This is a genomic window from Pseudomonas bohemica (assembly GCF_002934685.1).
GTDB classification, from domain to species: Bacteria; Pseudomonadota; Gammaproteobacteria; order Pseudomonadales; family Pseudomonadaceae; genus Aquipseudomonas; species Aquipseudomonas bohemica.
Genome location: NZ_NKHL01000109.1, coordinates 78,701 through 101,806, shown reverse-complemented (window position 1 = coordinate 101,806; position 23,106 = coordinate 78,701). Strand labels below are relative to the sequence as shown.

The 23,106-nt window shown below is 61.6% G+C and carries 20 protein-coding genes; 13 read left to right on the top strand and 7 right to left on the bottom strand.

Annotated elements, in window-relative coordinates; genetic code table 11:
- Nucleotides 1-48: 48 nt before the first annotated feature.
- Nucleotides 49-399 (top strand): GGDEF domain-containing protein, encoded by a 351-nt coding sequence (locus CE491_RS15215; RefSeq protein ID WP_110949147.1) that lies wholly within the window; start codon nucleotides 49-51, stop codon nucleotides 397-399.
- A gap of 115 nt (nucleotides 400-514) precedes the next feature.
- On the opposite strand, the gene CE491_RS15210 is transcribed toward CE491_RS15215, so the two are convergent.
- A complete protein-coding gene (locus CE491_RS15210; protein ID WP_110949146.1) occupies nucleotides 515-1,606 on the bottom strand; it encodes a sugar diacid recognition domain-containing protein in 1,092 nt (363 codons plus the stop codon).
- Between the two features lie 169 nt (nucleotides 1,607-1,775).
- Here CE491_RS15210 and CE491_RS15205 point away from each other — a divergent pair, with 169 nt between their 5' ends.
- Complete coding sequence (locus CE491_RS15205) at nucleotides 1,776-2,942, top strand: alpha/beta hydrolase (protein ID WP_110949145.1); 1,167 nt, start codon at nucleotides 1,776-1,778, stop codon at nucleotides 2,940-2,942.
- 15 nt (nucleotides 2,943-2,957) lie between these two features.
- On the opposite strand, the gene CE491_RS15200 is transcribed toward CE491_RS15205, so the two are convergent.
- Nucleotides 2,958-3,671 (bottom strand): FadR/GntR family transcriptional regulator, encoded by a 714-nt coding sequence (locus CE491_RS15200; RefSeq protein WP_110949144.1) that lies wholly within the window; start codon nucleotides 3,669-3,671, stop codon nucleotides 2,958-2,960.
- Nucleotides 3,672-4,034: 363 nt separating this feature from the next.
- On the opposite strand from CE491_RS15200, the gene CE491_RS15195 reads away from it, so the two are divergent.
- From CE491_RS15195 to pncA, 5 genes are all read left to right on the top strand, one after another.
- The gene (locus tag CE491_RS15195; protein WP_199885127.1) at nucleotides 4,035-5,363 is read left to right on the top strand and encodes an MFS transporter; all 1,329 of its coding nucleotides are present in this window, start codon (nucleotides 4,035-4,037) and stop codon (nucleotides 5,361-5,363) included.
- A 76-nt stretch (nucleotides 5,364-5,439) separates the two neighbouring features.
- Nucleotides 5,440-6,783, top strand: coding sequence for a glucarate dehydratase (gene gudD, locus CE491_RS15190; protein ID WP_110949142.1), 1,344 nt, complete (start codon nucleotides 5,440-5,442; stop codon nucleotides 6,781-6,783).
- 169 nt (nucleotides 6,784-6,952) lie between these two features.
- Nucleotides 6,953-7,606 carry a DUF1345 domain-containing protein gene (locus CE491_RS15185; RefSeq protein WP_110949141.1) on the top strand — a complete coding sequence of 218 codons (654 nt, stop codon included), beginning with the start codon at nucleotides 6,953-6,955 and terminating at the stop codon, nucleotides 7,604-7,606.
- A gap of 112 nt (nucleotides 7,607-7,718) precedes the next feature.
- Nucleotides 7,719-8,684 (top strand): D-2-hydroxyacid dehydrogenase family protein, encoded by a 966-nt coding sequence (locus CE491_RS15180; protein WP_110949140.1) that lies wholly within the window; start codon nucleotides 7,719-7,721, stop codon nucleotides 8,682-8,684.
- Nucleotides 8,684-9,334, top strand: a complete 651-nt coding sequence (pncA, locus tag CE491_RS15175) for a bifunctional nicotinamidase/pyrazinamidase (protein ID WP_110949139.1) — start codon at nucleotides 8,684-8,686, stop codon at nucleotides 9,332-9,334. The genes CE491_RS15180 and pncA overlap by 1 nt, the downstream gene beginning before the upstream one ends.
- Nucleotides 9,335-9,429: 95 nt before the next feature.
- On the opposite strand, the gene CE491_RS15170 is transcribed toward pncA, so the two are convergent.
- Nucleotides 9,430-9,915 carry a GNAT family N-acetyltransferase gene (locus tag CE491_RS15170; RefSeq protein WP_110949138.1) on the bottom strand — a complete coding sequence of 162 codons (486 nt, stop codon included), beginning with the start codon at nucleotides 9,913-9,915 and terminating at the stop codon, nucleotides 9,430-9,432.
- 141 nt (nucleotides 9,916-10,056) lie between these two features.
- Here CE491_RS15170 and CE491_RS15165 point away from each other — a divergent pair, with 141 nt between their 5' ends.
- From CE491_RS15165 to CE491_RS15155, 3 genes are all read left to right on the top strand, one after another.
- The gene (locus CE491_RS15165; RefSeq protein ID WP_110949137.1) at nucleotides 10,057-10,977 is read left to right on the top strand and encodes a formate/nitrite transporter family protein; all 921 of its coding nucleotides are present in this window, start codon (nucleotides 10,057-10,059) and stop codon (nucleotides 10,975-10,977) included.
- 128 nt (nucleotides 10,978-11,105) lie between these two features.
- Nucleotides 11,106-11,789 (top strand): response regulator transcription factor, encoded by a 684-nt coding sequence (locus tag CE491_RS15160; protein WP_110949136.1) that lies wholly within the window; start codon nucleotides 11,106-11,108, stop codon nucleotides 11,787-11,789.
- A complete protein-coding gene (locus tag CE491_RS15155) occupies nucleotides 11,767-13,158 on the top strand; it encodes a sensor histidine kinase (RefSeq protein WP_110949135.1) in 1,392 nt (463 codons plus the stop codon). Before CE491_RS15160 ends, CE491_RS15155 begins: the two co-directional genes overlap by 23 nt.
- 220 nt (nucleotides 13,159-13,378) lie before the next feature.
- Here the strand turns inward: CE491_RS15155 and CE491_RS15150 are convergent, their stop codons facing one another.
- On the bottom strand, nucleotides 13,379-13,789 hold the full coding sequence (locus CE491_RS15150) for a PA0061/PA0062 family lipoprotein (RefSeq protein WP_110949212.1): 411 nt from the start codon (nucleotides 13,787-13,789) through the stop codon (nucleotides 13,379-13,381).
- A 207-nt stretch (nucleotides 13,790-13,996) separates the two neighbouring features.
- Here CE491_RS15150 and CE491_RS15145 point away from each other — a divergent pair, with 207 nt between their 5' ends.
- From CE491_RS15145 to CE491_RS15135, 3 genes are read left to right on the top strand one after another with little or no spacing between them, the layout of a single operon-like run.
- Nucleotides 13,997-17,242 carry an efflux RND transporter permease subunit gene (locus CE491_RS15145; protein WP_110949134.1) on the top strand — a complete coding sequence of 1,082 codons (3,246 nt, stop codon included), beginning with the start codon at nucleotides 13,997-13,999 and terminating at the stop codon, nucleotides 17,240-17,242.
- Entirely contained in the window at nucleotides 17,232-18,398 is a 1,167-nt protein-coding gene (locus tag CE491_RS15140) for an efflux RND transporter periplasmic adaptor subunit (protein WP_110949133.1), read from the top strand. Before CE491_RS15145 ends, CE491_RS15140 begins: the two co-directional genes overlap by 11 nt.
- Nucleotides 18,382-19,803: an efflux transporter outer membrane subunit gene (locus tag CE491_RS15135; protein ID WP_110949132.1), complete on the top strand. Its 1,422-nt coding sequence runs from the start codon at nucleotides 18,382-18,384 to the stop codon at nucleotides 19,801-19,803. The genes CE491_RS15140 and CE491_RS15135 overlap by 17 nt, the downstream gene beginning before the upstream one ends.
- A gap of 125 nt (nucleotides 19,804-19,928) precedes the next feature.
- On the opposite strand, the gene CE491_RS15130 is transcribed toward CE491_RS15135, so the two are convergent.
- From CE491_RS15130 to CE491_RS15120, 3 genes are all read right to left on the bottom strand, one after another.
- Nucleotides 19,929-20,774: an amidohydrolase family protein gene (locus CE491_RS15130; RefSeq protein ID WP_110949131.1), complete on the bottom strand. Its 846-nt coding sequence runs from the start codon at nucleotides 20,772-20,774 to the stop codon at nucleotides 19,929-19,931.
- Between the two features lie 69 nt (nucleotides 20,775-20,843).
- Nucleotides 20,844-22,133: an MFS transporter gene (locus CE491_RS15125; protein ID WP_110949130.1), complete on the bottom strand. Its 1,290-nt coding sequence runs from the start codon at nucleotides 22,131-22,133 to the stop codon at nucleotides 20,844-20,846.
- A 175-nt stretch (nucleotides 22,134-22,308) separates the two neighbouring features.
- Nucleotides 22,309-23,040, bottom strand: a complete 732-nt coding sequence (locus CE491_RS15120) for a GntR family transcriptional regulator (RefSeq protein WP_110949129.1) — start codon at nucleotides 23,038-23,040, stop codon at nucleotides 22,309-22,311.
- Nucleotides 23,041-23,106 lie beyond the last annotated feature (66 nt).

Below are 23,106 nucleotides of genomic sequence, written 5' to 3'. Positions count from 1 at the left end.
TATGACGCTATATAGCCACTACTTTCTTGAGAACTCTGGCGATGCCTGGTGACAGCGCTGCTGCAACCGTGCCTGTCCTTCGCCAGTACCGTGACCCGGCTCATGCGCAAGGAGGAGGTGTTCGTGCGCTGGGGCGGCGAGGAATTTCTGCTGGTGTTCCCCGGCACCGATGTGCACCAGGCCCAGGCCTTCCTCAAATACCTGCGCGATGCCCTGGTTCATGCGGCTGGAGAATCAAATCTGCCGTTTCTAATCGATTTCAGTGCAGGGCTGGCGCAAACCTCGGCCATGAATAGCCGGGAGGATTTCGAAGCCCTGCTGCGCTCGGTGGACAAGGCGCTGTACCGCGCCAAACGGCTGCGCGGGCGGGTCAAGGTGGTTGAGCCGATGGATTTGTAGCGTGTTGTGTCGCTTGGGAACGACGCCGAAAGTCGCAGTTCGGCCTGCTACCGTAAGTAGGCCGGACTGCGACTTTCGGCGTCGTTGTCATCACCCTCCGGGATAGCTCCAGGCCTTACTGAGATCGCGGCACCATCTGCATCCCCAGATACAACTTCAGCAGATCATCAGTCCGATACGGATCACAGCCGCTGACCTCGGCAATCTTCTCCAGCCGATAACGCAAGCTGTTGCGATGTATCCCGAGGGCATCGGCGCAGGCCTGGCTTTCACCGCTGTAGTCGAACCACGCGCGCAGGGTGTCAAGCAGCTGGCCGTTACCCTGCAGGCGCATCACCGGTTCGGCCACGCCCTCGGCCAGCCAGTCGTGGCGATTGCGCCAGAACAGCACCTCCAGACGATGACTCGCCAGGCGCAGCAAACGCTGTTGCGGCTGGATGTGGCGAGCGTAATCGAGCAGATCCCGCGCTGCTGAGCAGGCCTCGCGCAACGAGGCCAGGTCCGAGGAAGGCTCGACCGTCGCCATGCGCGACGCCGGCCAGCCTTGCTCATCGAACTGCTCCAGCAGCAAGGCATCGTCGCGCTCCTTGCCAGCGGCGCGGCACCAGTAGACCAGACTCGGCTCGCACGACACGCACCAGCTATTGGCATAGCGTCCGTTGAGCCACGCGGCAATGTGCCCGGCGTAATCAGCGTCGGCTGGAAGCTCGATCAACACCGCCTGCCGCGGCAACTGCGGCTGCAACCCCAGCTGCTCGGCCTCATCGAGCAAATGCCCGACGCTGTCACCCAGCAACAGACGCGACAGCAGATCCTCACTGCGCTGATGCCGCCACTGCTGGTCGGCCTGCTGCCTGCGATGCTCCATCAGCATTTCGGCGGTCATCTTCACCAGCTCCGCATACACCCTGACCTGATCCGGCTCGCCCGTGATGCCCAGGACCCCGACCAGTTTGCGATCCAGCATCAACGGCAGATTCACCCCAGGTCGCACGCCATCGAGCTGCTTGGCGGTATGCGAATCGATCTCCACGACGCGACTGTTGGCCAGCACCAGTTGCGCCCCCTCATGCCGGGTATAGAGACGCTCTGCCTCGCCGCTGCCAATGATGATGCCCAGGTAATCCATCACATTGACGTTGCACGGCAGAATCGCCATCGCCCGATCGACGATGTCTTGGGCCAGCGCGTGATCAAGGGCAAACATGGGGCATGTCCGGTGAGCGAAGCGGTTGAAGGTTCATACACATCACGAATTGTTTTTATGGGTGGTGGGAGTCTGCCTGATTTTCGCCGCCAGTTCCTGCATGACAATCGGCAGACACGGATACCCAAGGCGCCAGCGGCATGGCACAGTGCCCTGCGTCCCCTGAAGAATGCCGAGAGAAAGCGCACTTGCCCCTACACCGCCTCGCCCTGCTCCTGCCCTTCCTGACGTGCAAGCCTGCGCCTCCAGTGATGTGCCGCTGGGGCAGACGAGTTTTGCCGAGTATCGCCAGCAGACCCTTGCCTGGATGCAGCAGAACCGCGCCTTTCAGACCGATGACCACGCCGCCGAGCTTGAGTGGAATGCGCCCCATGAGTGGCGTCCCGCTGGCGTACCCAAGCGCGGGATTTTGCTGGTGCACGGGCTAGAGGATTCGCCGTGGTCGTTCAACGATGTCGGGCAGAAGCTGGCGGATGAGGGGTTTCTGGTGCGCACGGTGCTGCTGCCCGGCCATGGCAGCAAGCCCGCGGACATGCTCGCTGTCACGCTCAAACAGTGGCAACAAGTGGTGCGCGAGCAGACCCGGGTGTTGCAACGCGAGGTGCCGACGGTGTATCTGGTCGGCTTCTCGACCGGAGCCAATCTGGTACTGGACTACGCCTATGAACATCCAGAAATCGCCGGATTGGTGCTGTTTTCTCCAGCCTTTCGTCCGTCCAACACCTACGCTTGGGTGACACAGTACATCGGCTGGTTTCGACCGTGGCTGGCCAAACCCGAGGATGGCGTGCGTCCGATGCAGACGCCGGTGCGCTATCTCAATGTGCCCACCAACGGCTTTGCCCAGTTCTATCGCAGCGCGCTGTCGGCGCAGAGCCATATCAACGACCGGCCCTATGGCAAGCCGGTATTCGTCGCCATCACCCAGCATGACTCGGTGCTCGATACCGCCTATGTATTGGAAAATTTCAATACACGTTTCAGCCATCCGGACAGCCGCCTGATCTGGTACGGCGACGAACCGGCGCCGGCCGCCAAGACGTCGCGGGTGCTGGTGCGCAACGACTACCTGCCGGAATACCGCATCGCCCAGTTCTCCCACATGGGCCTGATGTTCTCGCCCAATAACCGCCTGTATGGCAGGGACGGCAACCAGCGCATTTGCTGGAACGGCCAAACAGCGGAAGACATGCACAAGTGCCTGAGTGGCGAGCCGGTGTGGTATTCGGACTGGGGGCACCGCGAGCCAGGCAAGGTGTTCGCGCGGCTGACGTTCAATCCGTATTTCGATTGGCAGATGGGGGTGATGGTGGGGGTTTTGCGCACGCCGCAGTGACCTGCGAAGACACGCTCACTCCACGGGCGCCAGCCGCTCGCGACTGTTGCTCAAATGCGTCCACATCGCCGCCCTCGCCGCGTCCGGGTCCTGGCGTCGGATCGCGGCGAGAATCGCTTCGTGCTCCAGATTCGCCAGATAGGCGTGATGGGTCAGGCTCGCACCCGCCCTTTCAGCCGAAGCGATGCGGCTTCGGGGAATCACTGCGTTGCCCAGGTTGTGCAGAATCTCGAAAAAATACGGATTGCCGGTCGCCTCGGCGATCAGCAGATGGAAGCGCCGGTCGGCCTCTACGCAGCTGTCTTCCTTGGCCAGCAGGTCTTGGTAATCATCAAGCGCGACACGCATCGCCGCCAGTTGCGCCGGGGTGCGTCGCTGTGCCGCCAGGGCCACGGCCTGGATTTCGAGGCCCATGCGCAGTTCGATGATGTGGCGCACGCTGAAGGCTGTCTCGACATTCAGGTGCAGGCCGCTGTGTTCCGAGCGTTGCAACACGAATGTGCCCTTGCCCTGATGGGTCTCCACCAGCCCGGACGCCTGCAACTTGGAAATCGCCTCACGCACCACCGTGCGGCTTACCCCGTGTTGACGGACGATTTCGCTTTCCGAAGGCAGCTTCTCACCGGGCGCGATGGACCCCATGAGAATCCGTTGGCTCAGGTCGGTGACCAGATCGGTCGCCAGGTTGTGCTGTCGGCGCTTGGGGATCGTAGGAGTAGGCGTTTGCATGGGCGGGTTGTCCGAACAGTTGCGTTGAAATGACCGGACCTTGACCCAGCCACACTTGTATTTTTTTGCAGAGACAATGCAGGACAAGCTCGCCTGGCTGAATTAAACCGGCCTTGGTGCCTGCCCGAAACCCGCGTAAAGCCAGAATACGCAGGTCTCGGCAGCACTCATCCAACTTGTCAGACAAGCTAGAGTACTGCGCTGAAATAATTCCCACAACCCCTGTAAAACCGCTTGCGGAGATCCTCCTTACTTGTATGATGACTAACAACAAGGCGCACACACCTTGTTACATGGATAAGCGACAACCCGCATAAAAATAATCAGTGGGAGTTAATCAGAGTGAACACACCCTCTTCACGAGTGGATGACGCGACCGACTCCGTCTTGCAGTCGGCGGTTTCCAAAGTCAAACGTCATATCCTGCCGCTATTCGTCGTCATGTTCATCGTCAACTACATCGACCGGGTCAACATCGGCTTCGTACGGAGTCACATGGAACATGACCTGGGCATCGGCGCTGCCGCCTACGGCTTTGGCGCTGGCCTGTTCTTCATTGCTTATGCGCTGTTCGAAGTACCCTCCAACATCCTCCTGCAGAAAGTCGGCGCGCGCATCTGGCTGACCCGGATCATGCTGACCTGGGGCTTGGTGGCGGCTGGCATGGCGTTCATCCAGACCGAAACCCACTTCTATATCCTGCGTTTTTTGCTGGGTGTGGCCGAAGCCGGTTTCTTTCCGGGCGTGATCTATTACTTCACCCGCTGGTTGCCAGGGGTCGAACGCGGCAAGGCCATTGCCATCTTTCTCAGCGGTTCGGCCTTTGCTTCGCTGATCTGCGGCCCCCTCTCCGGCATGCTCCTGCAAATCGAAGGGCTGGGGTTGCACGGCTGGCAGTGGATGTACCTCATCGAAGGCATGCTCTCGGTGGGCCTGTGCTTCTTCGTCTGGTTCTGGCTGGACTCCAAACCCCATGACGCCAAGTGGCTGACTGCGGCCGAGAAGGACGCGCTGGTCAACACCATCGACGCCGAACAGCGCGCCCGTGAAGCGGCGAACCCGGTGAAACTGTCCACTGGCAAGCTGCTCAAGGACCCGCAGATCATCCTGTTCTGCGTGATGTACTTCTTCATCCAGCTGACGATCTACGCCGCGACTTTCTGGCTGCCGAGCATCATCAAGAAGATGGGCGATCTGAGCGACTTCCAGGTCGGCCTGTACAACTCGATCCCGTGGTTCATCGCCATTGTCTGCATGTACGGCTTCGCCGCGCTGTCGGCCAAGTGGAAGCATCAGCAAGCCTGGGTGGCTGCGGCGCTGTTGATCGCCGCCGCGGGAATGTTCATGTCCACCACCGGTGGCCCGGTGTTCGCGTTCGTCGCCATCTGTTTCGCAGCGATGGGTTTCAAATCGGCTTCATCGCTGTTCTGGCCGATTCCCCAAGGCTATCTGGATGCGCGCATCGCAGCAGGGGTGATCGCCCTGATCAACTCGGTGGGCAACCTCGGCGGCTTCGTCGCGCCGACCACCTTCGGCATTCTCGAACAGCAGACCGGCTCGATTCAGGGCGGTCTGTACGGTTTGACCGCGACCTCGATCATCGCCGCGATTCTGGTCTTCACCGTGCGCACCACGCCAAAGCCTGGGGCCATGCCGGTGTCGGAGGTCGACGCCACGCCCAGCCATTCCTGATGCCCTTTGACCTGAAAGCCTGAAACCCGTTTTCACAGCGCCGTGCCAGGCGCCACGCAAACCCAAGGATTTAGCCATGACCACACAGAATTCCAGCAGCACTCCCGTCATCACCGAGATGCAAGTCATCCCGGTCGCAGGCCATGACGACATGCTGCTCAACCTGAGCGGGGCGCACGGCCCGTACTTCACCCGCAATATCGTGATCCTCAGGGACAACGCTGGCCACACGGGTGTCGGCGAAATCCCCGGTGGCGAGAAGATTCGTCAAACCCTGGAAGATGCACGCTCGCTGGTGGTCGGCAGCACCATCGGCCACCACCAGAAGATCCTCAACGACGTGCGCCGCACCTTCGCCGAGCGTGATTCGGGCGGTCGCGGCCTGCAGACATTCGACCTGCGCATCACTATTCATGCGGTCACCGGCATCGAAGCCGCCGTGCTCGATCTGCTCGGTCAGCATTTGCAAGTGCCGGTCGCGGCCCTACTCGGCGAAGGGCAGCAGCGCGACGAAGTGAAGATGCTCGGTTACCTGTTTTACGTCGGCGATCAGAAGAAAACCAACCTGCCGTACCGCACCGAAAATGATGCCGACAACCAGTGGTTCCGCGTGCGTCACGAAGAAGCCCTGAGCCCGGAAGCCGTGGTGCGTCTGGCCGAAGCGGCGTTCGCGCAATACGGTTTCGAAGACTTCAAGCTCAAGGGCGGCGTGCTCAGCGGCGATGCCGAAATCGAAGCGGTCACCGCGTTGGCCGAACGTTTCCCGAAGGCGCGCATCACCCTGGACCCCAACGGCGCCTGGTCGCTGAAAGAAGCGATCCGCCTGTGCCGTGATCAGCACAAGGTTTTGGCTTACGCCGAAGACCCCTGTGGCGCGGAAAATGGTTACTCGGGCCGCGAAGTCATGGCTGAATTCCGCCGCGCGACCGGGCTGCGCACGGCGACCAATATGATCGCCACCGACTGGCGTGAAATGGGCCACGCGATCCAGCTGCAATCGGTGGATATCCCGCTGGCCGATCCGCACTTCTGGACCATGCAAGGGTCGGTGCGGGTCGCGCAGATGTGCAATGAGTGGGGCCTGACCTGGGGCTCACATTCCAACAACCACTTCGACATCTCGCTGGCGATGTTCACGCATGCCGCAGCGGCCGCGCCGGGCAACATCACCGCGATCGACACCCACTGGATCTGGCAGGACGGCCAGCGCCTGACCAAAGCGCCGCTGCAAATCGTCGGCGGCAATGTGCAGGTTCCGAAGAAGCCGGGCCTGGGTGTCGAGATCGACATGGACCAGGTGGCCAAGGCGCACGAACTGTACAAAGGCATGGGCCTGGGTGCCCGTGACGACAGCGTAGCGATGCAGTTCCTGGTGCCGAACTGGACCTTCAACAACAAGCAGCCCTGCCTGGTTCGCTGACGAGCCCTGGGCGCTGGAGAGCCTCGTCCGATAAGCCTGCTGGAAACCGATCCACGTTAACTGCCATATGGCGACCGGCGCGTAACCCCTTGCGCGCCGTTTTTCTTCACCCGTCTTCCTGATCACCGCATGCTATGGTTTGTCCATCTCGCTGCCGTGAAGCCCCCTCATGCCCCATCTCACCCAGACCCACCCTCGCCTCACCGTCGCCACCGCTTTGGGCTTCATGGCGGGCATCGCCTCTGCCTTCATCGCGCCAGACATCACCGTTATCAGCAAATGCCTGATCGGCTGGAACGTCGCCGGCTGGATTTACATGGCGATGATCATGCAGCGCACGTTCAAGTCCAGTGCCGAAGACGTCAGGCGCGTGGCTGAAATCGAGGACGAGAATGCCGGACTGGTCCTGGTGGTCGTGTGCGTCGCGGCCATCGCCAGCCTTGCGGCGATCGTCCTGGAACTGGCTGGCATCAAGGACATGAGTGCCAGCGAAAAGGCGCTGCATTACGCTTTCACCGGCTTCACCATCGTCGGCTCCTGGCTCTTGATCGGCGTTGTGTTCAGCCTGCATTACGCGCGCCTTTTCTACACCTGGAAAGGCAAAGACGCACCCCTGCGTTTTGCTGAAGGCGAGGAGAATCCCGATTACTGGGATTTCCTGTACTTCTCCTTCACCATCAGCGTCGCGGTGCAGACGTCCGATGTCGGGGTCGCTACTCGGGATTTGCGCAAGGTCGTGCTGGCGCAGTCGCTGATCGGCTTTCTGTTCAATACCTCGATATTGGGATTCTCGATCAATATCGCAGCGGGCTTGTTTAACTGAAAAGCCGTGGTCGTCGCTGTTCGTTCTGCGGCGACCACCGGGTTCCACTCAAGATGCGTCGGGCGTACTGTTAACGCCATCCACCGTGCTCCTTTGAACGAGGCCTAACCGAATGACTCAGGGTTCTGCGCTGAGAATTGCCGTACTCGATGACTGGCAGTCCGTTGCCCAGGATGTGGCGGACTGGACTGTCCTCGAGCCGATTGGCAACGTCAGCTTCCTGCATGACTACCCCGCTGACACCGCGACGATGATCGCTCGCCTGAAAGACTTCAACGTGATCTGCGTGATGCGTGAACGCACGATCTTCGACGACGCCCTGCTCAGCCAACTGCCCAACCTCAAGTTGCTGGTGACCGGCGGCATGCGCAATGCCGCCCTGGATCTCAAGGCTGCTGCGCGTTTGGGCATTACCGTGGTCGGCACCGAAAGCTACAAATATGCCGCGCCCGAGCTGACCTGGGCGCTGATCATGGGCGTCACGCGCAACATCGTCGACGAAGCCAATTCTCTGCGCGCCGGCAACTGGCAGGTCGGGATCGGCAGCGATCTGTATGGCAGGACGCTGGGCATCGTCGGCCTGGGCAGCATAGGCCAGAAGGTCGCCCGCTATGCCCAGGCCTTCGACATGAAGGTCATCGCCTGGAGCGAAAACCTCACCGCCGAACGCGCTGCTGAACATGGCGTGACCTATGTCAGCAAGCAGACACTGTTCGAACAGTCGGACATCGTCTCGATCAATCTGGTGCTCAGCGAGCGCACTCGCGGGTTGGTGGACGCCGATTCGCTGAACCGGATGAAGCCGACGGCGTATCTGGTCAACACTGCCCGCGGTCCAATCGTCGATGAAGGTGCGCTGGTCGATGTGCTCAAGCAGAAAAGGATCGCCGGTGCAGCACTTGACGTGTACAGCGTCGAGCCGTTGCCCGCCGATCATCCGTTCCGCAGCCTGCCGAATCTGCTGGCGACGCCCCATGTGGGCTATGTCACGGAGAACAACTACAGGATGTTCTTCAGTCAGATGATCGAGGATATTCAGGCTTGGCACGCGGGTGCGCCAATTCGAGTGTTTGCCTGATGACCGCGCCCCTTTCCCGACTCCCGTCCGACCCGCGCTCCGCGCTGCTGGTCATCGACATGCAATACGACTTCATGCCCGGCGGTGCGCTGGCGGTGACCGAAGGCGATGCGCTGGTGCCTGTGATCAATCGCCTCGGCGCGCAGTTTCGTAACGTGGTGATCACCCAGGACTGGCACCCCGCCGAGCATATTTCCTTCGCGTCAAGCCACGCCGGACGTGATCCATTCGACAGCATCATCCTGCCCTACGGCCCACAGACGCTATGGCCGGACCACTGCATTCAGGGCACCCATGGCGCGCAGTTGCATGGCGATCTGCATGTTCCTCATGCGCAATTGATTCTGCGCAAGGGTTGCAATGCCGGGATCGACAGCTACTCGGCGTTCGTCGAGGCTGACCGCACGACCCACACCGGCCTGTCGGGTTATCTGAAGGAGCGTGGTATCGACAGCGTATTCGTGGTCGGTCTGGCGCTGGATTTCTGCGTGGCCTGGTCGGCGCTGGATGCACGGGCGGCAGGCTTCAATACCTGGGTGATCGCCGATGCGTGCAAGGCGATCGATATGGGTGGGTCGCTGGAAAAGGCATGGACGGATTTTCAGGCGGCGGGTGTGGTGCGGATCGACAGCGCTGAACTGACGGTCTGAACGCCGTATATCTGCCGTCTTCACGCGATAGCCCTGTCAGCGAAAACCTGTGGGAGTGAGCTTGCTCACTCCCACAGTTGACCTGCAAGTCGGCGTTAGTCCTGCCCCAACGCAAATCGCTTCAACCCTTCCCCCGCCATCCGATACCGCACCCACTCATCCTGCGGCTCGGCGCCGATCGACTTGTAGAAATCGATCGCCGGCTGGTTCCAGTCCAGCACGCTCCACTCGAACCGCCCGCAACCGGTGTCGTGGGCGATTTTCGCCAAGTGGCGCAGCAGCTGTTTGCCCGCGCCGATACCACGCTGGCTGGCCGAGACGAACAGGTCTTCCAGATACAGGCCTTTGCGGCCCTGCCAGGTTGAATAACTGAGGAAATACACGGCAAAGCCAATGGGCTGATCGTCCAGCAGGCAGATCAGCGCCTTGGCCGGTGACGCCTCGTCGAACAGGCTGCGCTCGATGTCGGCGACGCTGGCCTTGACCTCATGCTCGGCTTTTTCATAGATCGCAAGCTCGGTAATGAAGCCCAGTATCACAGCGGCATCGGCGCGGGTGGCGTCACGGATTTGAAGGGTCACGGCGGGGTCTCCCAGGGCAGTGAAAAGGCGCTCGCGCGTAGGCGAACGACGGGAACCGGATTGTGTCTCAACCATCAGCACGGCGCAGCAGACAAGAGCAAAAAACCTGACCGTCCAACCCAGAAAAGCCAAAGGAAAACCATGGACACTGAAAAAGACGGCAAGACCCCAGGCCTGACGGCCGAGGAAGAACGTGACATCGATGAGAATCAACCACCCCGTGCCGCCGTGCTGCACGAGACGATCCGCATGCAGGGCGATCAGGAACTGGAACGCAATGTCGCTGCGCTGTTCTGGTCGGCATTGGCTGCGGGGCTGACCATGGGCCTGTCGCTGATGGCGATGGGTCTGCTCAACTCCCGGCTGCCCGACGGCGAGGCATTCAAGGTGATCGCCAGCGTCGGCTACAGCGCGGGCTTTCTGGCGGTGATTCTGGCGCGCCAGCAACTGTTTACCGAAAACACCCTGACGGCGGTGCTGCCGGTGATGAGCAAACCGACCCTGAACAACTTCGTACGGCTTCTGCGACTGTGGACCGTGGTGCTGGTAGGCAATCTGTGCGGCACGCTGCTGGTGGCCTACGTCATGCTGCATTTACCGATCTTCGACACCAAGACCGACGAGGCCTTTCTCGAAATCGGGCGCAAGGTCATGGAAAACGGCACCAGCCAGATGTTTGCCAAGGGCATCGTGTCTGGCTGGATGATCGCGACCATGGTGTGGATGATCCCGTCCATGGAAAACGCCAAGATGTGGATCATTCTGATGATCACCTACCTGATGGCGCTGGGGGACTTCACCCACATCGTGGTCGGCTCGGCGGAGGTGTCGTATCTGGTGTTCGCCGGCGAGCTGTCGTGGAGCGAGTTCTGGCTGCGGTTCGCCGGGCCGACCCTGGCCGGCAACATCATCGGCGGCAGCTTTATCTTCGCGCTGATCAGCCATGCGCAGATTCGCAGTGAGAGCAGCGCGCCGAAGAAAGATGACACGCAGAAAAAAGATGGAGCGAAGAAAGGACCGCAGGCTGACAAGGATCGCGATATGGAATCCAAGCGCGCCTGAACCCTCGTAGGTCAGGTATCTGCCCCTAAAGCAAGGCGCCCTGACCTTCTTAAATTATTTTTAAGAAATACCCTCCACGTTTAAAGGCAAAATACAGCCTTCAGTCACCACGTGGTTCAGGCAATCCAATGACCCGAATTCTGACAATCGAAGACGATGCCGTCACAGCCAAGGAAATCGTCGCCGAATTAAGCAGCCATGGCCTGCATGTGGACTGGGTCGACAATGGTCGCGAAGGTCTGGTGCGTGCCGTCAGCGGCGATTACGACCTCATTACCCTGGATCGCATGTTGCCCGAGGTCGATGGTCTGGCGATTGTCACCACCATGCGTGCCTTGGGAATCGCCACCCCGATTTTGATGATCAGCGCCCTGTCCGACGTCGACGAACGCGTTCGCGGCCTGCGTGCCGGGGGCGATGACTACCTCTCCAAGCCCTTCGCCTCCGACGAAATGGCCGCCCGGGTCGAGGTCTTGCTGCGCCGCAGCAACCCGGTCACCCAGGCCGAAACCATGCTCAAGGTCGCCGATCTGGAACTGAACCTGATCACCCGCGAGGCCACCCGCGCCGGTCAACCGTTGAACCTGCTGCCCACCGAATACAAGCTGCTGGAATTCTTGATGCGCAACAGCGGCCAGATCATCACCCGCATGATGATCTTCGAGGAAGTCTGGGGTTACCACTTCGACCCCGGCACCAACCTCATCGACGTGCACATCGGTCGCTTGCGCAAGAAAATCGATCCCCCTACCCTGACGCCGCTGATACGTACCGTTCGAGGCTCAGGTTATGTCATTGCCGAACCCGTCTAAGGGCTGGCGCTCCTCCAGCAGCCGTCTGCTGGCGCTTTACAGTTTCCTGTTCGTGGCCTGGAGCAGCATCCTCATGGGGGTGCTGTACTGGGAAGTCACCAGCTACCTCAACACCCTCGCCCGCCATTCGCTGATGCAGCGCCAGCAGCTGTTTTCGCGCTTCCAGGGCGCACAGCTGGACGATGCCTTGCGCACCAGCGACAAGTTCGATATCCGCACCGTTGACGCCTACGGTCTGTTCGACAACGACCTGAAACCGATCAGCGGGCCGGTTCACGAAATTCCGGACGGCCTCAAGCTGACCGGCGAAATCCAGGAACTGGACACCTGCATTGACTCCGACGACCCCGATCTGCCCCGCGCCAGCTGCGATGCGGTGGCGATCCATACCCTCGATAACCGCTGGCTGATCCTGGTGCGCGACAACGGTTCGCTGTTTGCCGTGACCACCCTGATACTGCGCGCCTTGTTGTGGGGAGTCTCGTTGACCATCATCCCTGGCGCCGCGGGCTGGCATCTGCTGCGACGCCGGCCGCTCAAACGCATCGGCGCGATTCAGGCCAGCGCCGAGGCCATCGTCACCGGCGATCTGACCCGACGCTTGCCGGTCTCCGATCGCCGCGATGAGCTGGACATGCTCGCCGATATCGTCAACGCCATGCTTGACCGCATCGAGCGGCTGATGAACGAAGTCAAGGGCGTCTGCGACAACATCGCCCACGACCTGCGCACCCCGCTGACCCGCCTGCGCGCGCAGCTTTATCGTATTCAGCAACAGTCCCCGGAAGACTCACCCCAAGGCGAACAGATGGCGCAGGTGATCGCCGATGCCGATACCTTGATGGCGCGTTTCCGTGGTCTGCTACGGATTTCCGAACTGGAAGATCATCAGCGCCGCTCAGCGTTCGGCCAGCTCGATCCATTGCCGCTGCTGCAGGAGCTGCACGATTTTTACCTGCCCCTGGCCGAAGAAGGCGGCGTTTCGCTGCAGCTGAAAATTGCCGAGAACCTGCCGCGGTTGGTGGGCGACCGCGCCCTGTTATTCGAAGCGCTGTCGAACCTGCTGAGCAATTCGATCAAATTCACCCCAGCGGGCGGCCAGGTCCTGATGATCGCCCGCGCCGAAGGCGACACCACCTTCATCGAAGTCCAGGACACCGGCCCCGGCATCCCCGACGCCGAGCGTCAAGCCGTATTCAAACGCTTCTACCGCAGCGAAACCGGCAACCAGCAGAGCGGCTTCGGTCTGGGACTGTCCATCGTCGCGGCGATCGTCAACCTGCACGGCTTCAAATTGCGCATCGGCAGCAGCCCTTCCGGGGGCGCGAGCCTGGTGCTGGAGTGTCGACAGGTATTGGCGTTGGGGTGAAGCCACAAAGCGTCCTGGGCAAGCTCGTTCTGACGAATCGATCGTTCCCACGCTCGGCGTGACCGATGCTCCACGTCAATGGACGCAGAGCGTCCCCGGAGGCATTCCCACGCAGAGCATGGGAACGATCAATCTCAGCTACGCCACCGCTGGCAAGCCGGACCGCTACAGGGCACGGTAGGCAGGACGCCGGAGAACGCGACTTGGGTGCGCAATCGAATCACCCCGGCATGCAGTTGAAATCCTTGCTATGCCCAATCTGATGCCCATGAGCATCCTCGAGCTTCAGCCGATACTCCTCACCCAGACTCGACTCGACCAGCGTGTAACGCTCGCCCGCCTTGAACTGGCTGAAGCTGATGCCGGTCTCGCAGTTCATCTGGCCATCGTCGCCCCCACGCTCGACGATCAGGTCCACATCAAGCTTGTGCGCCCCCGGCTTCACATCGAAATAACGCCCGTCATTCAGACGCTTGCCATCCACATCCTCTGCCATCAACACCCCGGATGGCTCCTCCTGCAAACCAATCCATGCCTTGCTCGAATCAGCCTTGGGCATCGGACCGGCACAGGCAGAAAGAACCGCCACCAGCCCCAACATGGGCACGAGTAACACTGATTTTGCGTTCATGACATATACCTTCGACAGTTGAAAAAGTCCCTGTAGCGCAGGGTGAATTTCGATGGAAGAAGGCTGCGCGCCCGTCGCATGAACAACAAATGAACCCCCCATGAAAGCTCCTTGTGCACCGGACTAACGATTTGTTCATCCGGCCGAAAGCTGCCTGTTAGGTACTTGCCCCAAGACTGCGCAGATTCGAAATGGGAGGTTTCCGGCATGCTCGGGCTGGTCAGGACTGCATTGCTCAAGCCGTACACGTTCATCGTGTTGGCGATATTCATCTGTATTGTCGGGCCGATGGCGGCCGTCAAGACACCCACTGACGTGTTTCCCGACATCGGCATTCCGGTGGTCGCGGTGGTCTGGCAGTACGCTGGCCTGTCTCCGGATGCGATGGCCGGTCGGGTGATCTACACCTACGAGCGCTCGCTCAGCACCACGGTCAATGACATCGAGCACATCGAATCGCAGTCGTTGCCGGGCATGGGGATCGTCAAGATCTTCTTCCAGCCGGGAGTGGACATCCGCACCGCCAACGCCCAGGTGACGGCAGTTTCACAAACCGTGCTCAAGCAGATGCCAGCCGGTATCACTCCGCCGCTGATCCTCAACTACAGCGCTTCGACGGTGCCGATCCTGCAAATGGCGTTCTCCAGCCCGAGCCTCTCGGAAGCGCGGATTCGCGACCTGGTGCAGAACAGCATTCGTCTGCCGCTCAGCGCCGTGCCGGGCCTGGCGATGCCGACGCCAATGGGCGGCAAGCAGCGGCAGATCACCCTTGACCTCGATCCCCAGGCGCTGGCCGCCAAAGGCCTTTCCGCTCAGGACGTTGGCAACGCGCTGGCCACAGGCAATCAGATCATCCCGGTGGGCACGGCGAAGATGGGCACGGACGAATACACCGTGCTGCTCAACAACAGCCCGCAAGCCATCGACGAGCTCAACGACCTGCCGATCAAGACCATCGACGGCGCCCTGATCACCATCGGCCAAGTGGCGCACGTGCGTGACGGCTCGCCGCCGCAGACCAACATCGTGCGCGTCGATGGCCGCCGCGCGGTGCTGATGCCAGCGTTGAAGAACGGCAATATTTCGACCCTGTCGATCGTCGACGACATCCGCAACATGCTGCCGCTGATCAACGAAACGCTGCCGCCGGAGCTTAAAACCTCGTTACTCGGTGATGCCTCGGTGTTCGTCAAGGAATCGGTCGGCAGCGTGGCGCGGGAAGGCATCATCGCCGCCTTGCTGACCAGCGTGATGATTCTGCTGTTTCTCGGCAGTTGGCGTTCGACCGTGATCATCGCCGCCTCGATACCGCTGGCCGTGTTGTCGGCCATCGCCCTGCTCTCCATCAGTGGCCAGACACTCAACGTCATGACCCTCGGCGGGCTGGCGCTGGCGGTGGGGATTCTGGTGGACGACGCCACGGTCACCATCGAGAACATCAACTGGCACCTGGAGCAAGGCAAGGCGGTCAAGGACGCGATCATGGACGGCGCGCGACAGATCGTCGGCCCCGCGTTCGTCTCGCTGCTGTGCATCTGCATCGTGTTCGTGCCGATGTTCATGCTGCAAGGCATCGCCGGTTATCTGTTCCGGCCGATGGCCCTGGCGGTGATCTTCGCCATGGGCAGCTCGTTCCTGCTGTCGCGCACCCTGGTGCCGACATTAGCGATGTTTCTGCTCAAGCCCCATGTGCTGGAGTCCGGCCCCGGTCATCACCCGGAAGATGCCTTCATCAACCATCACGAAGGCGATCGGCACGAGCGTCAGCGCAACGTGTTTCTGCGCGCTGCACTGGGCTTGCAGCAAGGTTTCGAACAGCGCTTCTCGGCAATCCGCGATGTCTATCACGGTTTGCTGGGGCTGGCGCTGAAACGCCGCAAGGCATTTTTGCTGGGCTTCCTCGCCTGCGTGTTGGCCAGTTTCGCCCTGGTGCCGAGCCTGGGTGAAGATTTCTTCCCGGCCACCGACGCCGGTGCGCTGTCGATGCACGTGCGCCTGCCACTGGGCACGCGGATCGAAGAAAGCGCCGCTGCTTTCGACCGCATCGAACAACGCATTCGCCAGATCATCCCGGCCGAGGAGCTGGACACGGTGATCGACAATATCGGCATCCCGCTCAGCGGCATCGACATGGCCTACAGCAGCAGTGGCACCATCGGCCCACAGGATGGCGACATTCAGGTCACGCTCAATCCGGGCCATGCGCCGACCGCTGACTACGTCAAACGTCTGCGTGAAGCCCTGCCGCAAAGCTTCCCTGGCAGCCAGTTCGCCTTCATGCCGGCGGACATCAGCAGCCAGATCCTCAACTTCGGCGCCCCCGCTCCGCTGGACCTGAAAATCTCCGGGCCAAGTGGCGAAGCCAACCGCGCCTATGCGCTGGAACTGCAACGCCGGCTGCAGCATATTCCCGGCATCGCCGATCTGCGTATCCAGCAGTCCACCGGGTATCCGTCGCTGCAAGTGAACGTCGATCGCCTGCGTGCCAAGCAGCTGGGGATCACCGAAAAAGACGTGACCACCAGCCTCGGCGCGTCACTGGCCGGAACCTCGCAAGTGGCACCGACGTACTGGCTGAATCCGAAGAACGGCGTGTCCTATTCGGTGGTCGCGGCCACTCCGCAATACCGCCTGGACAGCCTGCCCACCCTTGAAGCCTTGCCGATCACCGGTAGCGATGGTCAGTCGCAGATCCTCGGCGGGCTGGCGACCATCAAGCGGGTCGACAGCCCGGCCGTGGTCACCCACTACAACATCCAGCCGACGCTTGACCTGTACGCCAATGTGCAAGGGCGCGACCTCGGCGGTGTGGCGAAGGACGTGCAGAAGGTCATCGACGACACGGCTCACCTGCGTCCCAAAGGCGCGGTGGTCAGCCTGCATGGCCAGATCGATGCCCTGCATGAAGCCTTCAGCGGTTTGAGCCTGGGTCTGCTCGGTGCAGTGGTGCTGATCTATTTGCTGATCGTGGTCAACTTCCAGTCGTGGATCGATCCTTTTGTCATTATTACGGCATTACCAGCGGCATTGGCCGGGATCGTCTGGATGCTGTTCCTCAGCGACACGTCGTTGTCGGTGCCGGCGCTGACCGGGGCGATCCTGTGCATGGGGGTCGCCACCGCCAACTCGATCCTGGTGGTGAGCTTCTGCCGCGAGCGCCTGGCCGAACATGGCGATGCCCTGCTCGCTGCGCTGGAAGCCGGTTACACCCGTTTCCGCCCGGTGTGCATGACCGCCCTGGCGATGATCATCGGCATGCTGCCGCTGGCGATTTCCCAGGAACAGAACGCGCCGCTGGGCCGCGCCGTTATCGGCGGGCTCATCCTCGCCACCACCGCCACGCTGCTGTTCGTCCCGGTGGTTTTCAGCCTCGTGCATCGCCATTCGCAACCCCGCTCTCTAAACCCGCATGCCACCAGCGCTCTTGATGGAGAAACACGCCATGTCGTCTGAAAACGCTCCTTCGCGCAAACGCCTGATGCTCACCGGCATCGGCGGTCTGACCCTGGCGGCGCTGCTGGTCGCCAACGGTCTGGCCGCGCGTACCCGCCATGACCACGCCGTCGCCACTTGGACCGAAAGCCAGTCAGTGCCGGTGGTCACCGTGGTTTCGCCGTCACAGAACGCCCAAGGCGATACCTTGCAGTTGCCCGCCCGCCTCGATGCCTGGAGCAAGGCCTCGATCAATGCCCGGGTCAGCGGTTACCTCAAAGACTGGACCGTCGATATCGGCACACAGGTGCAAGCCGGGCAGGTGCTTGCGCATATCGACAGCCCGGAGCTGGATCAACAACTGGCGCAGACGCGCGCGCATCTGGCCCAACAGCAGGCCAACGCGCGCATCGCCGAAACCACCGCGCAACGCTGGCAGCATCTGCTGGCGACGCATTCGGTGTCGCAGCAGGAAGTGGACGAAAAAGTCTCAGCCGCCACCGCCGCCAGGGCCGATGTGCAAGCCGCCGCGGCGGATTATCAGCGCCTGACCGACCTTGCCGCGTACAAGATCATTCGCGCGCCGTTCAGCGGGACCATCACCGCGCGCAACACCGACATCGGTCAGTTGATCAAGGCCGACGACGGTGGCGGCACACCGCTGTTCAGCATGGCCGACACCCATCGCCTGCGCCTGTACGTGCCGGTGCCGCAGAACTACGCCAGCGTCATCCACCCCGGCATGGAGGTGCAACTGACAGTGCCCGAGCATCCCGCGCAGGTCTACAAGGCCACGCTCATGGGTGACTCCACGGCGGTCGATCCGCGCTCTGGAACACTGTTGGCACAATTCGTCGCCGACAACCCGGACGGCGCCCTGCTCCCGGGCGACTATGCAGATGCCACGTTGCCGGTCGCAGCGGGTAACCATGGCGTGAGCATCCCGGCCAGCGCGCTCATCTTCCGCGCCAAAGGCACGCAGGTGGCGACCATGGACACTGCCGGTCATGTGCACCTGCGCAATATTCATATCGCCATGGATCTGGGTGACCGGCTGGTGATCGATCAAGGATTGCAAGCTTCGAACAAAGTGATCGACAACCCGCCCGACGCTCTGCGCGAGAACGATGCCGTGCAACTGGCCGACGCCGGAGGTGAGCATGCGCCCAAGGCTTGAAGGTCTGGCCCTGGCGCTGGTTATGGCCGGCGCCCTGACGCTGCAGGGTTGCTCGCTGGCGCCGACCTATCACACGCCAAGCGTCCCGCTGCCGGAGCATTACAAAGAGGATGCTGGGCCCTGGCACCCCGCTCAGCCGGCAGACCAGCTGCAGGCGCAGTGGTGGCAGGTGTTTGAGGACAAGCAACTCAATGACCTGCAACTGCAACTGCTGAACGCCAACCCCGATTTGGCCGCCGCCCTCGCCCATTACGATGCCTCGCAGGCCTACGCCAGCCAGCTGCATGCCGGGCTGTTCCCACAGGTGAACGCCAGCGTCGCCCCGTTGCGTCAGCGCCAATCGGATCGCAGGCCCTTGCGCGGCGACACCCAGCCCTCGGTGTACAACAGCGACACCGCCGGTTTCAGCCTGAATTTCGACCCGGATCTATGGGGCAGGATACGCAATCAGGTCGCCGCCGGTGACGCACAGGCCCAGGCTTCGGCGGATGATCTGGCGGTGGCGCGCCTGAGCCTGCAGCGCCAGTTGGCAACGCTTTATGTGCAGGCCAGAGGGCTCGACGCGCAGGCCCGGATACTCAAGCGTTCGCTGGACGATTACACCGAGGCCCTGCAACTGACCCGTGATCGCTACGAAGGCAAGATCGCCTCGGAACTGGACCTGACCCGCGCCCAGAGCCAGCTGGCCGAAGCCCAGGCGCAACTGGACGATGTGAAAGCCCAGAGCGACCTCAGCGAGCACGCCATCGCCGAGCTGGTGGGTGTGCTGCCCAGCGACTTCGCCCTGGTCCATGACGCTGAGCCGCTGAAGCTTCCGAACATCCCGCAAGCCCTGCCCGGCAGCCTGCTGCAACAGCGGCCCGACATTGCCGCAGCCGAACGTCGGGTGTTCGCCGCCAACGCCAATATCGGCGTGGCAAAGGCCGCCTGGTATCCCGACTTCAGCCTGACCGGGCTGCTCGGCGGGCAAACTCAGGGCAACGGTAATCTGCTGGCGGCAGCCAATCGTTACTGGGCGCTGGGGCCGCTGGTCAACCTGCCGATCTTCGACGGCGGACGGCGCAGCGCCAACGAACGCCAGGCCAGGGCCGAATTCGAGGAAGCCGCCGCGCAGTACCACAGCCAGGTGCTCAAAGCCGTGCGCGAGGTGGAAGACAATCTCGGCCAACTGCGCGATTTGCAGCAGGAATCTCAAGACCAGCAAGCCGCCGTCGACGCCGCGCAAAGTGCCGAGCGCATGGCCACCAGCAGCTATGAAGCGGGCGCTGTGAATTACCTGGACGTGGTCACCGCCCAGACCACTGCGTTGCAGGCGCAACGGCGATTGCAGGTGGTGGACACCAGCCGGTTGCAGGCCAGCGTCGGGTTGGCGGCGGCGTTGGGTGGGGGGTGGAAATCCGGTTGATCCGACGAGGTAAATCACTGCAGCAGCGCGCTTGCCGGCGATAGCGGAGTGTTGGGCGGTACACGCGTCACAGGCATACCGATATCGCGGGCAGGCACGCTCCTACAGGTTCATGTGGGTACCCGTCAGGCCTCAACCACCGAAAAATCAAACAATACCTGCGGCGCTTCGATCAGCAGCGAACGCGTCTGCTGAGGCGTGCACCCGAGAGCCTGCAATTGCTCGACCACCGTTGCGTAGCTGACCTTTTCCTCGTGCTGCGTATGGGGCCAGTCGCTGCCCCAGACCAGGCGCCGCGGTCCGAAACTCTGCACCAGCAAGGGCAGCGCGGCGCCGGCGAAATCGAGGTTTTGCTGGTCAGTGCCTTCCAGGCGGTAGATGCCCGACACTTTCAGCCACACCTGACCGCTCAGGCCCAGTTCAAGCATGTCGCCAAAGCCCGGCTGATCCAGCCCCAGTCGCGCGTCGGGCCGGCCGAAATGATCGATCACGATCTTCACGCCAAACGGCAGCAGCCCACGGACCAGCGCCGGAATATCCGCCACGTGGCGATGCAGCTCCACGTGCCAGTCCAGCTCGGCGATATGACCGAACAGGACTTTCCACTGCGGCTCGGAAAAGTCCGGCAGCGCCTTGCCCATCAGATTCAAACGAATGCCGACCACGCCCAGACGATCCATCTCGTCCAGCGCCGCACGGTCGATGTCGCGTTCGACCACCACGACACCGCGCAATTGGGCGGGTGCCTGCCTCAGTGCATCGAGCAGATAGCTGTTATCAGTGCCGAGAAAGCTCGGCTGTACCAGCACGCCATGGCTCAGACCGTGGCCTTGCAGAGTATGTTGATACGTCGCCAGGGTGGCGTCGTAGTCGGGCGAATAGCGTCTTGCCGATGTCAGATCCAGCTCCCTGCTGAATACATGTGCGTGGCCGTCGATGCCAAGAATCGACGCGGGGAAGGTATCGGACATGGGTCTCATCTATCGAAGGAAATGCGCGACGCCCGGCTTTGAGGCCCGGGCACCGCACAGGAAAGAACATCAGGCGCTGGCGGCTTCGTTGCGCGAAGCCGAACCTTGCGCGGCGGCGGCGCTGTCTTCCAGGCTACGACCCCGGGTTTCCGGCAGACACAGCGCGGCGATCACGGCGACGCCGTAGGCGATACCGGCATCGATACCGATGGCCGAGCCCAGCGACATCGACTCGCTCATGTGGCCCACCAGGAATGGGAATACCGAGGACAGCACACGGCCGAAGTTGTAGCAGAAGCCTACCCCTGCCCCGCGCACCTCAGCCGGGTACAGCTCGTTGAACAGCGCGCCGAGGCTGGCCGGAATGCCGGCGGCGAAGAAGCCCAGCGGGAAACCCAGGAACAGCATTTCGGTGTTGGTCAGCGGAAGGAACACATAGCACTGCACGGTGATGACACAGCACAGGGCGAACAGCACGATGTTCATGCGACGGCCGATGCGGTCGATGAGGAACCCACTCGCCACGCAGCCACACCAGAAGGCGACGATGATCACCGCAAGGTAACCACCGGAGTTGAGCACCGACAGGTTGCGTTCGGTCTTGAGGAAGGTCGGCAGCCAGGTCATCACCGCGTGGTAGCCGCCGTGAGCGCCCAGGCCCAGCAGGCCGCCGAGCAGGGTTACGCGAATCAAGTCGGGACGGAAAATACCGGCCAGTGATTTGAAGAAACTTTGCGCGATGGCGTTATCTTTCTGCAGGCGCTGGAAGCTGTCCGGCTCCTCGACGTTGCGCCGCACCCAAATGATCAGCAGCGCCGGCAGCAGACCGACCAGGAACATCACGCGCCAGGCAATATCTGTAGGCACGAACGAGTAGATCAACGCGAACACCCCTACCGCCACACCCCAGCCCACGGCCCAGGCGCTTTGCACGGTGCCCATGACCTTGCCGCGGTATTTGGGGTTGATGGTTTCGGCCATCAGCACTGCCCCGGCGGCCCACTCGCCACCGATGCCGAAGCCTTGCAGGGCCTTGACCACCAGCAGCGTGTTGAAGCCAGTGACAAAGGCGGAAAGGAAGGTGAAGAAGGAGAACCAGAGGATCATCCATTGCAGGGTGCGCACGCGACCGTAACGGTCCGACAGCGTGCCGCCGACCCAGCCACCCAGCGCCGAGGTGATCAGAGTGACACCGCTGATCAGGCCCGCGTCGCCCTTGCTCAAGGCGAAGGCAGCGATCAGTGCCGGAATGGCCAGACCGAACATCTGGACTTCAAGAGCATCCAGCGACCATCCGCCGAAGCAGGCCCAGAACGTTTTGCGCTCCCGAGGAGTGACTTGGCGATACCAGTTGAACATGGTTCTTGTCCTTATGTAGGTGAAGCGGCAGTTATTGTCGAGCCCGTTCTCGATGACAGGCTTTTTGCAAATTCCTGCAGGAGCGCACTTGCCTGCGATTGAGGCGGTTCTGCGACGAATATGTCGACTGACACCGCGCCATCGCAGGCAAGCGCCCTGCTACAACGTTGCGGGGTTATCGGATGTCGACGCTGTAGCGGAAATGGCTCGCATGCCCGCGCGAGCGTCGCCATTCCAACGGTTGACCTGCGTAATTGCGCGCCAGACGCTCGATCACCACCACCGGGCTGCCCGGTGGAACCTGCAACAGACGGCCGTGCACGTCGCTGACCGCTTCGGCCGTGAGCGTCTCTTCGGCATAGGCGACGACCTGACCGCACAGCTGTTCGTAAATCGGATAGAGCAACGGGCCATGGCGGCTGAGATCGGTTTCCAGCAGCGTCTGGAATTGCACCTGCGGCAGCCAGATTTCTTCGGCGAGTACCGGCTGGGCATCGAGCAGACGCAAACGGATCAGACGAATCACCGGGGCATCCAGCGGCAGACCCAGCGCCTGGGAAACAGCGGATGGCGCGCTCACCGGTTCGATGGACAGGATGCGGCTCTCGGGCACCTGACGTTCGCCCGAAATACTCTGGAAGCGGAAAAAACGGAACAACGAAGACTGAAACTGTGGACGGCGAATGAATGTGCCGCGCCCCTGCTGGCGCTCGAGAATGTTCTCGTTGACCAACATGTCGATGGCCTTGCGCACAGTGCCGGTGGATAGGCAGTACTCACTGGACAAGGCGGCTTCGGTGGGAATGGCTTCACCCGGACGCCAGCGGTTATTGGCGATCTGCTCAGCCAATTGGTCACGCAAGCGTTGGTAAAGCGGCAGGCGAACATCACTGGACAGACGGTTCATGGCGGCGCTTCGCAGGTGTATTTATATAGTCATCTATATGAATCTGATCGAAGTATCATTCCGTTA

What these genes read in the sequence shown, in the direction of transcription:
- CE491_RS15155 (WP_110949135.1), top strand. Translation starts at nt 11,767, where the DNA reads ATGTCATTGCCGAACCCGTCTAAGGGCTGGCGCTCCTCCAGCAGCCGT.
- CE491_RS15205 (WP_110949145.1), top strand. Translation starts at nt 1,776, where the DNA reads ATGCCGAGAGAAAGCGCACTTGCCCCTACACCGCCTCGCCCTGCTCCT.
- CE491_RS15135 (WP_110949132.1), top strand. Translation starts at nt 18,382, where the DNA reads ATGCGCCCAAGGCTTGAAGGTCTGGCCCTGGCGCTGGTTATGGCCGGC.
- CE491_RS15180 (WP_110949140.1), top strand. Translation starts at nt 7,719, where the DNA reads ATGACTCAGGGTTCTGCGCTGAGAATTGCCGTACTCGATGACTGGCAG.
- CE491_RS15130 (WP_110949131.1), bottom strand. Translation starts at nt 20,774, where the DNA reads ATGTCCGATACCTTCCCCGCGTCGATTCTTGGCATCGACGGCCACGCA.
- CE491_RS15145 (WP_110949134.1), top strand. Translation starts at nt 13,997, where the DNA reads ATGCTCGGGCTGGTCAGGACTGCATTGCTCAAGCCGTACACGTTCATC.
- CE491_RS15120 (WP_110949129.1), bottom strand. Translation starts at nt 23,040, where the DNA reads ATGAACCGTCTGTCCAGTGATGTTCGCCTGCCGCTTTACCAACGCTTG.
- CE491_RS15185 (WP_110949141.1), top strand. Translation starts at nt 6,953, where the DNA reads ATGCCCCATCTCACCCAGACCCACCCTCGCCTCACCGTCGCCACCGCT.
- gudD (WP_110949142.1), top strand. Translation starts at nt 5,440, where the DNA reads ATGACCACACAGAATTCCAGCAGCACTCCCGTCATCACCGAGATGCAA.
- CE491_RS15140 (WP_110949133.1), top strand. Translation starts at nt 17,232, where the DNA reads ATGTCGTCTGAAAACGCTCCTTCGCGCAAACGCCTGATGCTCACCGGC.
- CE491_RS15210 (WP_110949146.1), bottom strand. Translation starts at nt 1,606, where the DNA reads ATGTTTGCCCTTGATCACGCGCTGGCCCAAGACATCGTCGATCGGGCG.
- pncA (WP_110949139.1), top strand. Translation starts at nt 8,684, where the DNA reads ATGACCGCGCCCCTTTCCCGACTCCCGTCCGACCCGCGCTCCGCGCTG.
- CE491_RS15125 (WP_110949130.1), bottom strand. Translation starts at nt 22,133, where the DNA reads ATGTTCAACTGGTATCGCCAAGTCACTCCTCGGGAGCGCAAAACGTTC.
- CE491_RS15200 (WP_110949144.1), bottom strand. Translation starts at nt 3,671, where the DNA reads ATGCAAACGCCTACTCCTACGATCCCCAAGCGCCGACAGCACAACCTG.
- CE491_RS15160 (WP_110949136.1), top strand. Translation starts at nt 11,106, where the DNA reads ATGACCCGAATTCTGACAATCGAAGACGATGCCGTCACAGCCAAGGAA.
- CE491_RS15165 (WP_110949137.1), top strand. Translation starts at nt 10,057, where the DNA reads ATGGACACTGAAAAAGACGGCAAGACCCCAGGCCTGACGGCCGAGGAA.
- CE491_RS15150 (WP_110949212.1), bottom strand. Translation starts at nt 13,789, where the DNA reads ATGAACGCAAAATCAGTGTTACTCGTGCCCATGTTGGGGCTGGTGGCG.